The 12,842-nt window shown below is 34.6% G+C and carries 26 protein-coding genes; all 26 read right to left on the bottom strand.

The genetic code is table 11. The annotated features are described in order from the left end of the window. Positions 1–58: 58 nt before the first annotated feature. Positions 59–529, bottom strand: coding sequence for a 50S ribosomal protein L17 (gene rplQ / locus ACTU6T_RS11180; protein WP_298903617.1), 471 nt, complete (start codon positions 527–529; stop codon positions 59–61). A 70-nt stretch (positions 530–599) separates the two neighbouring features. Continuing rightward, entirely contained in the window at positions 600–1,592 is a 993-nt protein-coding gene (locus ACTU6T_RS11175) for a DNA-directed RNA polymerase subunit alpha (protein ID WP_091423918.1), read from the bottom strand. 95 nt (positions 1,593–1,687) lie between these two features. Further along, entirely contained in the window at positions 1,688–2,293 is a 606-nt protein-coding gene (gene rpsD, locus ACTU6T_RS11170; protein ID WP_460218278.1) for a 30S ribosomal protein S4, read from the bottom strand. A gap of 173 nt (positions 2,294–2,466) precedes the next feature. Further along, on the bottom strand, positions 2,467–2,850 hold the full coding sequence (rpsK, locus tag ACTU6T_RS11165; RefSeq protein ID WP_460218277.1) for a 30S ribosomal protein S11: 384 nt from the start codon (positions 2,848–2,850) through the stop codon (positions 2,467–2,469). 105 nt (positions 2,851–2,955) lie between these two features. Then, positions 2,956–3,330, bottom strand: a complete 375-nt coding sequence (gene rpsM, locus ACTU6T_RS11160) for a 30S ribosomal protein S13 (RefSeq protein WP_230936862.1) — start codon at positions 3,328–3,330, stop codon at positions 2,956–2,958. A gap of 103 nt (positions 3,331–3,433) precedes the next feature. Next, the gene (gene ykgO, locus ACTU6T_RS11155) at positions 3,434–3,550 is read right to left on the bottom strand and encodes a type B 50S ribosomal protein L36 (RefSeq protein WP_081990159.1); all 117 of its coding nucleotides are present in this window, start codon (positions 3,548–3,550) and stop codon (positions 3,434–3,436) included. A gap of 4 nt (positions 3,551–3,554) precedes the next feature. Further along, positions 3,555–3,770: a translation initiation factor IF-1 gene (gene infA / locus ACTU6T_RS11150; protein WP_026753784.1), complete on the bottom strand. Its 216-nt coding sequence runs from the start codon at positions 3,768–3,770 to the stop codon at positions 3,555–3,557. Positions 3,771–3,855: 85 nt separating this feature from the next. Continuing rightward, positions 3,856–5,217, bottom strand: coding sequence for a preprotein translocase subunit SecY (gene secY, locus ACTU6T_RS11145; protein ID WP_460218276.1), 1,362 nt, complete (start codon positions 5,215–5,217; stop codon positions 3,856–3,858). A 12-nt stretch (positions 5,218–5,229) separates the two neighbouring features. Continuing rightward, complete coding sequence (gene rplO / locus ACTU6T_RS11140) at positions 5,230–5,682, bottom strand: 50S ribosomal protein L15 (protein ID WP_299335969.1); 453 nt, start codon at positions 5,680–5,682, stop codon at positions 5,230–5,232. Between the two features lie 9 nt (positions 5,683–5,691). Continuing rightward, positions 5,692–5,874, bottom strand: a complete 183-nt coding sequence (rpmD, locus tag ACTU6T_RS11135; RefSeq protein WP_460218275.1) for a 50S ribosomal protein L30 — start codon at positions 5,872–5,874, stop codon at positions 5,692–5,694. A gap of 11 nt (positions 5,875–5,885) precedes the next feature. Beyond that, on the bottom strand, positions 5,886–6,410 hold the full coding sequence (gene rpsE / locus ACTU6T_RS11130) for a 30S ribosomal protein S5 (RefSeq protein WP_299335971.1): 525 nt from the start codon (positions 6,408–6,410) through the stop codon (positions 5,886–5,888). Positions 6,411–6,416: 6 nt separating this feature from the next. Next, positions 6,417–6,773, bottom strand: a complete 357-nt coding sequence (gene rplR / locus ACTU6T_RS11125) for a 50S ribosomal protein L18 (protein ID WP_460218274.1) — start codon at positions 6,771–6,773, stop codon at positions 6,417–6,419. 10 nt (positions 6,774–6,783) lie between these two features. After that, positions 6,784–7,326 (bottom strand): 50S ribosomal protein L6, encoded by a 543-nt coding sequence (gene rplF, locus ACTU6T_RS11120; protein WP_460218273.1) that lies wholly within the window; start codon positions 7,324–7,326, stop codon positions 6,784–6,786. Between the two features lie 17 nt (positions 7,327–7,343). After that, positions 7,344–7,742: a 30S ribosomal protein S8 gene (gene rpsH, locus ACTU6T_RS11115; RefSeq protein WP_460218272.1), complete on the bottom strand. Its 399-nt coding sequence runs from the start codon at positions 7,740–7,742 to the stop codon at positions 7,344–7,346. Positions 7,743–7,833: 91 nt separating this feature from the next. Next, positions 7,834–8,103, bottom strand: a complete 270-nt coding sequence (gene rpsN, locus ACTU6T_RS11110) for a 30S ribosomal protein S14 (RefSeq protein ID WP_099563531.1) — start codon at positions 8,101–8,103, stop codon at positions 7,834–7,836. 3 nt (positions 8,104–8,106) lie between these two features. Continuing rightward, a complete protein-coding gene (gene rplE / locus ACTU6T_RS11105) occupies positions 8,107–8,658 on the bottom strand; it encodes a 50S ribosomal protein L5 (RefSeq protein ID WP_460218271.1) in 552 nt (183 codons plus the stop codon). A 2-nt stretch (positions 8,659–8,660) separates the two neighbouring features. Further along, a complete protein-coding gene (gene rplX, locus ACTU6T_RS11100; RefSeq protein WP_447113018.1) occupies positions 8,661–8,972 on the bottom strand; it encodes a 50S ribosomal protein L24 in 312 nt (103 codons plus the stop codon). An 11-nt stretch (positions 8,973–8,983) separates the two neighbouring features. After that, on the bottom strand, positions 8,984–9,352 hold the full coding sequence (gene rplN / locus ACTU6T_RS11095; RefSeq protein WP_028871112.1) for a 50S ribosomal protein L14: 369 nt from the start codon (positions 9,350–9,352) through the stop codon (positions 8,984–8,986). 2 nt (positions 9,353–9,354) lie between these two features. After that, positions 9,355–9,612, bottom strand: coding sequence for a 30S ribosomal protein S17 (rpsQ, locus tag ACTU6T_RS11090; protein ID WP_028871111.1), 258 nt, complete (start codon positions 9,610–9,612; stop codon positions 9,355–9,357). Positions 9,613–9,630: 18 nt separating this feature from the next. Then, positions 9,631–9,822 carry a 50S ribosomal protein L29 gene (gene rpmC / locus ACTU6T_RS11085; protein WP_040278737.1) on the bottom strand — a complete coding sequence of 64 codons (192 nt, stop codon included), beginning with the start codon at positions 9,820–9,822 and terminating at the stop codon, positions 9,631–9,633. A 13-nt stretch (positions 9,823–9,835) separates the two neighbouring features. Next, the gene (gene rplP / locus ACTU6T_RS11080; RefSeq protein WP_298760244.1) at positions 9,836–10,255 is read right to left on the bottom strand and encodes a 50S ribosomal protein L16; all 420 of its coding nucleotides are present in this window, start codon (positions 10,253–10,255) and stop codon (positions 9,836–9,838) included. A 21-nt stretch (positions 10,256–10,276) separates the two neighbouring features. Next, positions 10,277–10,996, bottom strand: a complete 720-nt coding sequence (rpsC, locus tag ACTU6T_RS11075) for a 30S ribosomal protein S3 (protein ID WP_460218270.1) — start codon at positions 10,994–10,996, stop codon at positions 10,277–10,279. A gap of 8 nt (positions 10,997–11,004) precedes the next feature. Continuing rightward, positions 11,005–11,412 carry a 50S ribosomal protein L22 gene (gene rplV, locus ACTU6T_RS11070; RefSeq protein WP_260097706.1) on the bottom strand — a complete coding sequence of 136 codons (408 nt, stop codon included), beginning with the start codon at positions 11,410–11,412 and terminating at the stop codon, positions 11,005–11,007. A 6-nt stretch (positions 11,413–11,418) separates the two neighbouring features. Beyond that, positions 11,419–11,697, bottom strand: a complete 279-nt coding sequence (gene rpsS / locus ACTU6T_RS11065) for a 30S ribosomal protein S19 (protein ID WP_298760247.1) — start codon at positions 11,695–11,697, stop codon at positions 11,419–11,421. Between the two features lie 10 nt (positions 11,698–11,707). After that, positions 11,708–12,535: a 50S ribosomal protein L2 gene (gene rplB, locus ACTU6T_RS11060; protein WP_460218269.1), complete on the bottom strand. Its 828-nt coding sequence runs from the start codon at positions 12,533–12,535 to the stop codon at positions 11,708–11,710. A gap of 10 nt (positions 12,536–12,545) precedes the next feature. Then, a complete protein-coding gene (gene rplW / locus ACTU6T_RS11055) occupies positions 12,546–12,836 on the bottom strand; it encodes a 50S ribosomal protein L23 (RefSeq protein WP_460218268.1) in 291 nt (96 codons plus the stop codon). Positions 12,837–12,842 lie beyond the last annotated feature (6 nt).

Genomic DNA, 12,842 nt, shown 5'->3' with positions numbered 1-12,842 from the left:
GAGTGATATTTTTTTATCGGTATTGATGTTAAAAATCACTTGCTTTATTGTTAGCATTTTATTCCTCTTCGTTAGTTGCTTTAGTTTCAACTGGAGCAGCTGCTGGTTTTGAACCTCCTCTTCGACTTCTTCTAGTCGTTTTCTTCTCTTTTTTACCAGCGTTGTAAATCTCATTGTAATCTACAAGCTCAATCATTGCCATATCAGCATTGTCTCCAAGTCTGTTTCCTAACTTGATGATTCTTGTATAACCACCTGGTCGATCTCCAACTTTTACAGCAACATCTCTGAATAATTCAGTAACTGCATCTTTTTGTCTTAATCTAGACATAACAATACGTCTGTTATGAGTAGTATCTTCCTTAGATTTAGTAATCATTGGTTCAACAAATTGCTTTAATGCTTTAGCTTTAGCAACAGTAGTGTTGATACGTTTATGCTCGATTAACGAACATGCCATATTAGCTAACATTGCTTTTCTATGAGCAGTTTGTCTTCCTAAATGGTTAAATTTCTTTCCGTGTCTCATGACTTTCTATTTATCATCTTGCTTCCAAACTCAATTACTGAGGAGCAAAATATGATTATTATAATTTAAATTAATCTTTGTCTAATTTGTATTTTGCTAAATCCATTCCGAAATTAAGACCTTTAACATTTACAAGCTCTTCAAGCTCAGTTAAAGATTTCTTACCGAAGTTACGGAACTTCATTAAGTCATTTTTATTAAATGATACTAAGTCTCCTAAAGTGTCAACTTCTGCAGCTTTTAAACAGTTAAGTGCACGTACAGAAAGATCCATATCAACGAGTTTCGTTTTCAATAGTTGTCTCATATGAAGTGACTCTTCATCATAAGTTTCTGTCTGTGCAATTTCATCAGCTTCAAGAGTGATACGCTCATCAGAGAATAACATGAAGTGGTGAATTAATATTTTAGCTGCTTCAGTTAAAGCATCTTTAGGTGCAATTGAACCATCTGTGATAATTTCAAAAACTAATTTCTCAAAATCGGTTTTTTGTTCAACACGGAAGTTTTCAATACTATACTTAACATTCTTAATTGGCGTATAAATTGAATCTGTGAAAATAGTTCCAATTGGTGCAGAAGCTTTTTTGTTTTCTTCAGCAGGAACATATCCTCTACCTTTTTCAATTGTGATTTCCATATTAATGTTCACTTTAGGATCTAAGTTACAAATGACTAAGTCTTTGTTTAATACTTGGAATCCAGAGATGAACTTTTGGAAGTCACCAGCAGTAATTTGGTTTTGACCAGAGATTGAAATTGAAACCGACTCGTTATCAACTTCGTCAATTTGACGCTTAAAGTTTACTTGTTTTAGGTTCAAAATCATTTCTGTAACGTCTTCAACTACACCAGCTATTGTAGAGAATTCGTGATCTACACCTTCAATTCTGATAGATGTAATTGCAAAACCTTCAAGAGATGATAATAATACACGTCTTAATGCATTACCAACAGTTAATCCATATCCTGGTTCTAAAGGTCTAAATTCGAATTTACCTTCAAACTCAGTTGAATCAATCATAATCACCTTGTCAGGCTTCTGAAAATTTAAAATTGCCATATTGTTCTTCGTTTTAATTGTTATTTAGTTGCGCGATTTATAAGTATGAAGAAGACTAATAAATCCTTTGGCTAAATACCAATATGATTAGTTTATTATTTAGAGTACAATTCAACGATATATTGTTCGTTGATATTTTCTGGAATTTGAATACGCTCAGGGATAGACACATATGTTCCTTCCTTTTTATCGTTATTCCATGTAATCCATTCGTATACATTACTAGAATTAGCTAATGAATTTTGAATAGATTCTAAAGATTTTGATTTTTCTCTAACAGCAACAACATCTCCAGCTTTTAATTGGTAAGATGGAATGTTTACAATGCCACCATTTACTGTAATGTGTCTATGAGATACTAATTGTCTAGCTCCACTACGAGATGGAGATAATCCCATTCTGTATGCGACGTTGTCTAAACGAGACTCACAAAGTTGAAGTAAAACTTCACCTGTAATACCTTGAGCAGCAGTTGCTTTTTTGAACATGTTTCTGAATTGCTTTTCTAAAATACCGTAAGTGTATTTAGCTTTTTGTTTTTCCATTAATTGGATTGCATATTCAGATTTTTTTCCACGACGCTTGTTTGCACCATGTTGACCTGGAGGATAATTTCTTTTTTCAAAAGCTTTATCATCTCCGAAAATAGCTTCACCGAATTTTCGGGCTATTTTAGTTTTAGGACCAGTATATCTTGCCATTTTTAAATTTGTTATGAGAGTGTTTATGAATTAAGGTCTTAATCTTATCCTTCGACAAACGTTGATCTCTCGTTGATACTTGTTTATATTAATTTTTCAGTTTGCAAATTTACATATAAAAAATGAATATCAACCATTAAAAACAGTTGATATTCATTCATTATGCATATAAATTATACTCTTCTTCTCTTAGGAGGTCTACATCCATTATGTGGTAATGGAGTAACATCAATAATTTCTGTTACTTCGATTCCTGCATTGTGGATAGAACGGATAGCAGATTCTCTACCGTTTCCAGGACCTTTAACGTAAACTTTTACTTTTTTAAGTCCAGCTTCTTTTGCAACTCCAGCAGCATCTTCTGCAGCTAATTGAGCAGCATAAGGGGTGTTCTTTTTAGAACCTCTAAATCCCATTTTACCGGCTGATGACCATGAAATTACATCTCCTTTTTTATTTGTTAAAGAGATGATAATGTTGTTAAACGATGCAGCTACGTGTGCTTCTCCAACAGCGTCTACTATTACTTTACGCTTTTTAGTATTTGACTTTGCCATATTTTTCAGTTTCTAGTTGTTAGTTTTTTTGTTTTTAGAATCCTAAACATTACTATTTCAAACAGATTCCTCTAACGGTAAAAACTAATGACTAATGTCTATTTATTATTTAGTTGCTTTTTTCTTATTAGCAACAGTTTTTCTTCTACCTTTTCTAGTTCTAGAGTTGTTTTTAGTTCTCTGACCTCTTAATGGAAGTCCAGCTCTATGACGAATACCTCTGTAACATCCAATATCCATTAATCGTTTAATGTTTAATTGTGTTTCAGAACGTAATTCACCTTCAATAGTATAAGATCCAACGGCGTCACGGATTGCTCCAATTTGCTCATCTGTCCAATCTTGTACTTTGATGCTTTCGTCTACTTTAGCTGTTGCTAAAATTTCTTGTGCTCTACTTCTACCTACTCCGTAGATATAAGTTAAAGAGATTACTCCTCTTTTTTGTTTTGGTATGTCTACACCTGCAATTCTTGCCATATTTTTTAGTTTTTAGCTGTTAGCTTTTAGTTGTTAGAATCCTAAACCTTTCGATTTCGAACAGATTCATCTAACTACTAATTACTAATGACTAGTGTCTTATTTAACCTTGTCTCTGTTTGAATCTAGGATTCTTTTTGTTAATGACGTAAAGTCTACCTTTTCTGCGGACTAATTTACAGTCTGCACTTCTTTTTTTAATGGATGCTCTTACCTTCATGGTTTTAGTATCTATAAGTTATTCGAGCCTTCGTTAAATCGTAAGGACTCATTTCTAATTTTACTTTATCTCCAGGTAATAATTTAATGTAATGCATACGCATTTTACCTGAAATGTGTGCTGTCACAATGTGACCGTTTTCTAGTTCAACTCGGAACATCGCATTTGATAATGCTTCGATGATCGATCCGTCTTGTTCTATTGCTGCTTGTTTTGCCATATTATATATTTTAGTGTTCAACCTTGGATTAGCAAATACCTTGCCTAATTTTTTCCGAAGGCTAATCTCTAAATTCCTATTACATTTAAGCTACTGCTTTTCTGTTTTTACCAGTCTTCATCAAACCATCATAATGTTTATTCAACAAGTATGAATTGATTTGCTGCATCGTGTCAATTGCAACTCCAACCATAATTAATAGTGAAGTACCACCAAAGAATAATGCCCATCCACCTTGAACATTCATCAATTGAACAATAATAGCTGGGAACACAGCGATTAATGCTAAAAAGATAGATCCTGGTAATGTAATTTGTGACATTATCTTATCTAAATACTCTGACGTTTCAGTTCCAGGACGAATGCCAGGAATAAAACCTCCACTACGTTTTAAATCATCTGCCATTTTATTTGTTGGCACTGTAATCGCTGTATAGAAATATGTAAATACAATGATTAATAATGCAAATACAATGTTATACCATAATCCGAAAGGATTACCAAACTCAGCTTGCATCCATTGTCCAATTTCACTTGACGATCCAAAAGATTTACCGATTAAACTTGGCACAAACATAATAGCTTGGGCAAAGATAATTGGCATTACACCAGATGCATTCAATTTTAATGGTAAAAACTGACGCGATCCAAATGCATTTTTCTCATATCCTCCAGATGCTGTTCGTCTTGCATATTGAACTGCAATTTTACGAACGGCCATAACTAACATTACAGAAGCAAGGATAATTAGGAACCAAACAACAAGTTCGATTAAAATCATCATTAATCCACCATTTCCACCACCATCTAAACGAGACCCTGCATTTAGGATAAATGATGAAGGCAAGGTTGCAATAATACCAACCATAATTAATAATGATATACCATTACCAATTCCTTTATCTGTTATCTTTTCACCTAACCACATTGCAAAGATACATCCTGTAATTAATATAATTACAGAAGACACCATGAATGTTGTTGTCGAGAAACCTGGCACTAGTAAAGTGCTTAAAGAACCTGCACCAGAAAGTGTAGGTAAACTTGCAACATAACCTGGGGCTTGGAATAAACAAATTACGATGGTTAACCAACGTGTAATTTGCGTAATTTTCTTTTGACCACTTGCGCCTTCTTTCTGAAGTTTCTGTAAATAAGGGATAGCTATTCCCATTAATTGCACAACAATAGAAGCAGAAATGTAAGGCATAATACCTAAAGCAAAAACAGAAGCATTTGCAAAAGCACCACCAGTAAACATATTAAGAATTCCTAATATACCATCATTAGCACCTTGAGATAAACTTCCTAATTGAGCTGTATCAATACCTGGCAAAACAACCTGAGCACCAAAACGGTATACTAAAAGTAGTCCCAACGTTAAGATGATTCTATCTTTTAGCTCTGTTATTTTCCAAACATTTTTTAATGTTTCTATAATTTTCATATTCAAGTGTTCTTATAAAGTTACAGCTTCTCCACCTGCAGCTTCAATAGCAGCTTTTGCTGACGCCGTAAATTTATGAGCAGTTACTGTTAATTTTGATTTTAATTCACCACGACCAAGAATTTTTACTAATTCATTCTTTCCCGCCAAACCTAGATCAACTAGAGTTTGAAAATCAACTGCATCCTTAATTTTCTTGTTATCTACTAACTCTTGCAAAGTATCTAAATTTACACCTTGATATTCTACACGGTTAATATTTTTAAATCCAAATTTAGGAACTCGTCTTTGAAGTGGCATTTGACCACCTTCGAAACCTAATTTTTTAGAGTAACCAGAACGAGACTTTGCTCCTTTGTGACCACGTGTAGCAGTACCACCTTTTCCAGAACCTTGTCCACGACCTACTCTTTTACCTTGATTCTTTACAGAACCTTCTGCTGGTTTTAAATTACTTAAGTTCATCTTATATTGTTATTTCGTTTCTTCAACAGAAACTAAATGTGAAACTTTGTTTACCATTCCAAGAATACTTGGAGACGCCTCGTGTACTTTGGTTTGACCAATTTTGTTTAAACCTAGAGCTTCTAAAGTTCTCTTTTGGTTTTGAGTACGATTGATTGCGCTTTTTACTTTTGTTACTTTAATCTTTGCCATCGTCCTATTGATTAACCGTTAAACACTTTTTCAAGCGAAATACCTCTATCCTTTGCAATTGTTCTTGCATCTCTTAATTGTAATAAAGCATCGAAAGTTGCTTTAACCACATTATGCGGATTAGAAGACCCTTGAGATTTTGATAATACATCATGTACACCAACTGCTTCTAAAACTGTTCTTACAGCTCCACCAGCAATTACACCTGTACCAGGAGCAGCAGGAATAATATTTACTCTTGCTCCACCGTATTTTCCTTTTTGTTCGTGTGGCAAAGTCCCTTTGATAATAGGAATTCTCACTAAATTTTTCTTAGCGTCTTCAACTGCTTTAGCAATTGCCGTAGCTACATCTTTAGATTTTCCTAAACCGTGACCAACAACACCAGCTTCATCACCAACCACTACGATCGCTGAAAAACCGAATGCTCTACCACCTTTTGTTACTTTAGTAACTCTTTGTACACCAACTAAACGATCTTTAAGATCAATTCCACTTGGTTTTACTAATTCTGCGTTTTTATATTTTTGATACATAGTGTCTTAGAATTTAAGTCCGCCTTCTCTAGCGCCTTCAGCTAATGATTTTACTCTTCCGTGATATTGGTATCCACCTCTATCGAATGAAATAGTATTGATACCTGCTTTTATTGCTTTTTCAGCAACAGCTTTACCTACTAAGGCAGCTATTTCTGTTTTGGTTCCTTTTTCAGAAGCGATTGCTTTATCTCTTGAAGATGCAGCTGCTAAAGTTTTACCTGTAACATCATCTACAACTTGAGCATAAATTTCTTTATTACTTCTGTAAACAGCTAAACGAGGTCTTGCTTCTGTACCAGAAACAACCTTACGTATTCTGCTTTTTATTCTTAGTCTTTTTTCGTTCTTTGTTAATGCCATAACTAATTTTTTAAGCTGATTTACCTGCTTTTCTTCTTAATTCTTCACCAACAAACTTGATACCTTTTCCTTTGTAAGGTTCTGGCTTTCTAAATCCGCGAATTTTCGCAGCAACTTGTCCAACTAATTGTTTATCGTGAGATGTTAATTTTACTATTGGGTTTTTTCCTTTTTCTGAAATGGTCTCAATTTTCACTTCTGGTGCAATATCCATTACAATGTTGTGAGAAAAACCTAAAGCTAAATCTAATTTCTGCCCTTGGTTATTTGCTCTGTAACCTACACCTACAAGTTCTAATTCTTTAGTCCATCCTTTAGAAACACCTTCAATCATATTGCTAATCAAAGCTCTATACAATCCGTGTTTTGCTTTTTGTTCTTTATTGTCTGCTGATCTAGTAACAAGTACATTACCATCTTCAACCTTGATATCAATAGTATCAAAAGGTTGTGTTAGTTCTCCTAATTTACCTTTCACAGTAATCACGTTATCTTTAACGCCTACTGTAACGCCATCTACAATGGCTACTGGATTATTTCCTATTCTTGACATGTTCTTTCTGCTTTAAATTAGTAAACGTAACACAATAATTCACCACCTACATTTTCTCTTTGCGCTTGCTTACCTGTAATAACACCTTTAGATGTTGAAACGATAGCAATACCTAAACCATTAAGGATTCTTGGCATTTCTTGAGCGCCAGCATACTTACGTAAACCTGGAGTACTGATTCGTTGAATTTTCTTGATAACCGATTCTTTAGTGTCTTTGTTGTACTTCAAAGCAATCTTGATTGTTCCTTGTACAGTAGAATCGTCGAATTTATAACTTAAAATATATCCTTGATCGAATAATATTTTGGTCATTTCTTTTTTTAAGTTTGATGCAGGAATTTCAACAACTCTGTGGTTGGCTTTCACTGCATTTCTGATTCTTGTTAAGTAATCAGCAATTGGATCTGTATTCATTTATATTAATTTGCGGTAACGGTTTTCGAAAGCTCTCGAACCTGGAACCAATTTATAATTCTTGTTTAGAATCGCGATTAAACGATTTGGTCTACCAAGATGCTTTTTTTACACCTGGAATCAAACCTTGGTTTGCCATTTCACGGAAAGTTACACGTGAAATACCAAAAGTTCTCATATACCCTTTAGGTCTTCCTGTTAGCTTACATCTGTTATGCATTCTAATAGGAGAAGCATTTTTTGGTAACTTTTGTAATGCTTCGTAATCTCCGGCTTCTTTTAAAGCTTTACGTTTTTCAGCATATTTAGCTACTGTTTTTGCTCTTTTCACCTCACGGGCTTTCATTGATTCTTTAGCCATATCTTAGTTCTTTTGAAAAGGTAATCCCATTTCAGTTAATAACGATTTTGCTTCTTTATCTGTTTCAGCAGATGTTACGAAAGTAATATCCATACCAGAGATTTTATTGATTTTATCAATATTTATTTCTGGGAAGATAATTTGTTCAACAACACCTAAGTTATAATTTCCTCTACCATCAAAACCAGTAGCTTTGATCCCGTTGAAATCTCTAACTCGTGGTAACGCTGAAGTCACTAGACGATCTAAAAACTCATACATTTGCTCACCTCTTAACGTTACACGTGCACCAATTGGCATACCTTTACGTAATTTGAAAGAGGCAACATCCTTTTTAGATAATGTAGCAACAGCCTTCTGACCAGATATCATAGTTAACTCATCAATAGCATGATCAATTAATTTCTTATCGGCAACAGCAGCTCCAACACCTTTAGATATAACAATCTTTTTAAGTTTAGGAACTTGCATTACGTTTTTATATCCGAATTCTTCTGTAAGAGCAGAAACTACCTTGTCCTTGTACTCTTGTTTTAATCTTGGAATATAAGCCATAACTATATTACTTCATTTGATTTTGTTGAAAATCTTACTTTCTTGTCACCTTCCATTTTGTAACCTACTCTAGTTGTTTCTCCTTTTGAAGTCAACAATGATAAATTAGACATATGGATTGGTGCTTCTTTTTCTACAATACCACCTTGAGGATTTTGTGCACTTGGTTTCGTATGTTTCTTAACCATGTTCACGCCTTCTACGATGGCTTTGTTTTTATCCTTTAATACTTTAAGAACATTACCTTCGGTACCTTTATGGTCTCCAGCGATGACTCTTACTGTATCTCCTGATTTAATTTTAAACTTTGTCATTTTATTAGTCATTAAAGCACTTCTGGTGCTAATGAAACAATTTTCATGAATTGTCTATCACGAAGTTCTCTTGCTACTGGTCCGAAAACACGTGTTCCTCTCATCTCTCCAGTTGGATTTAAAAGGACACAAGCGTTATCATCGAATCTAATATAAGATCCATCTGGACGTCTTACTTCTTTTTTAGTACGTACAACTACTGCTGTTGACACTGCTCCTTTTTTAATGTTTCCATTAGGAGTAGCATCTTTTACTGAGACAACAATTTTATCTCCAATAGACGCGTATCTTCTTTTTGTACCACCTAGAACACGGATAGTTAATACTTCCTTAGCTCCAGTGTTATCAGCTACTTTTAATCTTGATTCTTGTTGTACCATAATTACTTCGCTCTTTCAATTATTTCTACTAATCTCCAACATTTAGATTTACTTAAAGGTCGTGTTTCCATGATCTTTACTGTATCTCCAATGTTACAGTCGTTTGTTTCGTCGTGAGCAACATATTTCTTTGTTTTCAAAACGAACTTTCCGTACATAGGGTGTTTTACTTTTTTAACTTCAGCAACCACGATTGATTTCTGCATTTTGTTACTCGTAACAACTCCTATACGCTCTTTTCTTAAATGTCTTTTTTCCATCTTTCAGCCAGAATACAATTATTGTATTTCTCTTTTAGTTAATTCTGTTGCAATTCTTGCTACTGAACGTCTTACGTTACGTAACTGAATTGGGTTATCTAATGGAGAGATTGCATGTGCCATTTTAAGGTCTGCATAACTCTTTTTAGTTTCACCAAGTTTCTCTTGTAACTCAGCTACTGATAATTCTTTAATTTCTGATTGTTTCATAATATCAAATAAATTATGCTTCGTAATCTCTAGCGATTAAAAACTTAGTTTTTACTGGTAGTTTTTGTGCAGCTAAACGTAAGGCTTCTTTAGCAACTTCCATTGGTACTCCTCCAACTTCGAAGATAATTCTTCCTGGTTTTACTACAGCTACCCAGTATTCTACAGCACCTTTACCTTTACCCATACGTACCTCTAATGGTTTCTTAGTAATTGGTTTATCTGGAAATACTTTAATCCATAATTGACCTTCTCTTTTCATATAACGAGTTGCAGCGATACGTGCAGCTTCGATTTGACGAGATGTCAAGAAATTAGCATCTAAAGATTTTATTCCAAACATACCATTAGAAAGTGTATGACCTCTTCCGGTATTTCCTTTCATACGCCCTTTTTGGACTTTACGAAATTTTGTTCTTTTAGGTTGTAACATTTTATTACTTTTCTTTAAAAATTACTTTCTACGACGAGATTTATTGTTCCCACCGCGTCCTCCAGACTTGCCACCTTGCTTCTTAGACAAGCCAACTAATGGAGAAAGTTCTCTTTTTCCGTATACTTCACCTTTCATGATCCATACTTTAACACCTAATCTACCATAAGTAGTATGTGCCTCAACTAAAGCATAATCAATATCAGCTCTAAAAGTAGACAAAGGAATACGTCCTTCTTTATAATGCTCAGAACGCGCCATTTCAGCTCCGTTTAATCGACCACTAATTTGAATTTTTATTCCTTCTGCATTCATACGCATAGCAGCAGCGATTGCCATTTTGATAGCACGTCTGTAAGAGATACGATTCTCAATTTGACGAGCTACACTAGACGCTACTAAATGTGCATCAAGTTCAGGTCTCTTAATTTCAAAGATGTTTAACTGAACTTCTTTTCCAGTAATTTTCTTAAGCTCTTCTTTTAACTTGTCTACCTCTTGACCACCTTTACCGATAATAATACCAGGTCTAGCAGTAGTGATAGTAACGGTTACAAGTTTAAGCGTACGCTCAATAATAACTCTAGATACACTAGCTTTTGATAAACGAGCATGGATATACTTTCTGATTTTATCATCTTCAGCAAGTTTATCACCATAATCATTTCCACCATACCAGTTAGATTCCCATCCTCTGATAATTCCTAAACGATTTCCGATTGGATTTGTCTTTTGTCCCATATCTCTATTTAAGCTTGTGTGTTATTTTTAGCTCCAATCACTACGGTTACGTGATTAGATCTTTTTCTAATTCTGTGAGCACGACCTTGAGGAGCTGGACGTAATCTTTTTAACATAGATCCTCCATCTACTCTAATCTCTTGAACAAATAAATCTGCTTCTTCAATATCAGCATCTTCATTTTTAGCTTGCCAGTTAGCAATCGCAGATAGCAATAACTTCTCTAATCTACGAGATGCTTCCTTTTGGCTAAATCTTAAGATTTGTAATGCTTTTTCAGCTTCTTTTCCTCTTACCAAGTCTGCAACTAAACGCATTTTTCTTGGTGAGGTTGGACAGTTATTCAATTTTGCAAAAGCAACTTTTTTTCTGTCTTCCTTAATAGCGTCTGCCATTTGTTTTTTACGACTTCCCATAGCTTACTATTTTTTTCCTTTATTTTTTGCACCTGCATGACCTCTAAACGAGCGTGTTGGTGAAAATTCTCCTAATTTGTGACCTACCATGTTTTCAGTTACATAAACTGGTACGAATTGACGGCCATTATGAACTGCAATTGTTTGTCCAACAAAATCTGGAGAAATCATAGAGGCTCTAGACCACGTTTTGATTACTGTCTTTTTGTTAGCGGCTACATTTGCTTCAACTTTTTTAGCCAATTTATAGTGGATGTAAGGTCCTTTTTTTAATGAACGTGCCATATTATCTCAATTATTTCTTTCTACGTTCTACAATATATTTATTACTCGCCTTAGTCTTAGAACGTGTTCTGTAACCTTTAGCTGGAATACCATTTCTTGATCTTGGGTGTCCTCCGGCAGATTTACCTTCACCACCTCCCATTGGGTGATCAACTGGATTCATTACTACTGGTCTTACTCTTGGTCTTCTACCTAACCATCTAGAACGTCCTGCTTTACCAGATACTGTTAATTGATGATCTGAATTAGAAATTACTCCAATTGTAGCCATACATTCTGAAAGAATCATACGTGTTTCACCAGAAGGTAATTTTACCGTAGCAAATTTACCATCTCTTGCCATTAATTGAGCAAAAGCCCCAGCACTTCTTGCCATTACTGCTCCTTGTCCTGGACGCAATTCGATACAAGAAATAATGGTACCTAATGGAATTTCGCTTAAAGGCATAGCATTTCCAATTTCTGGCGCTATTCCTCCTCTACCAGACACTACATTTTGCCCAACTTGTAATCCATTTTGAGCAATGATGTAACGCTTTTCTCCATCTTGATAATTCAATAATGCGATAAACGCTGTTCTGTTTGGATCGTACTCAATAGATTTAACTTCACCAGGAACTCCAGTTTTGTTACGTTTAAAATCGATAATACGATACTTTCTCTTATGACCTCCACCTATTTGGCGCATGGTCATTTTTCCTCGATTGTTTCTACCACCAGATCTTTTATTCGGAACGAGTAAACTCTTTTCCGGCTTATCAGTAGTGATGGCATCGAATCCATTTACTACTCTAAATCGCTGAGCTGATGTGATTGGTTTTAATTTTCTTACTGACATTGTTGTCTAATTACATGTTAGTGTATAAATCAATTACTTCACCTTCCGCCAGTTGTACAATTGCTTTTTTAACAGCATTTGTTTTACCATGTTGAATACCAGTTTTAGTATAACGAGTATTACGTTCTGGACGGACATTTATAGTACGAACTTTTTCAACAGAGACACCATAAGCAGCTTCAACCGCTTTTTTGATTTCTACCTTGTTCGCCTTAGTGTTCACTTGAAATGTAAAGCAGTTATTCAACTCACTATTAGTTGTTGCTTTTTCAGTGATAATAGGTTTAATTAAGATACTCATTGCCTT

The sequence above is a fragment of the Psychroserpens citreus genome (genome assembly GCF_055686305.1).
This window is presented reverse-complemented; position numbering and strand designations above follow the sequence as displayed.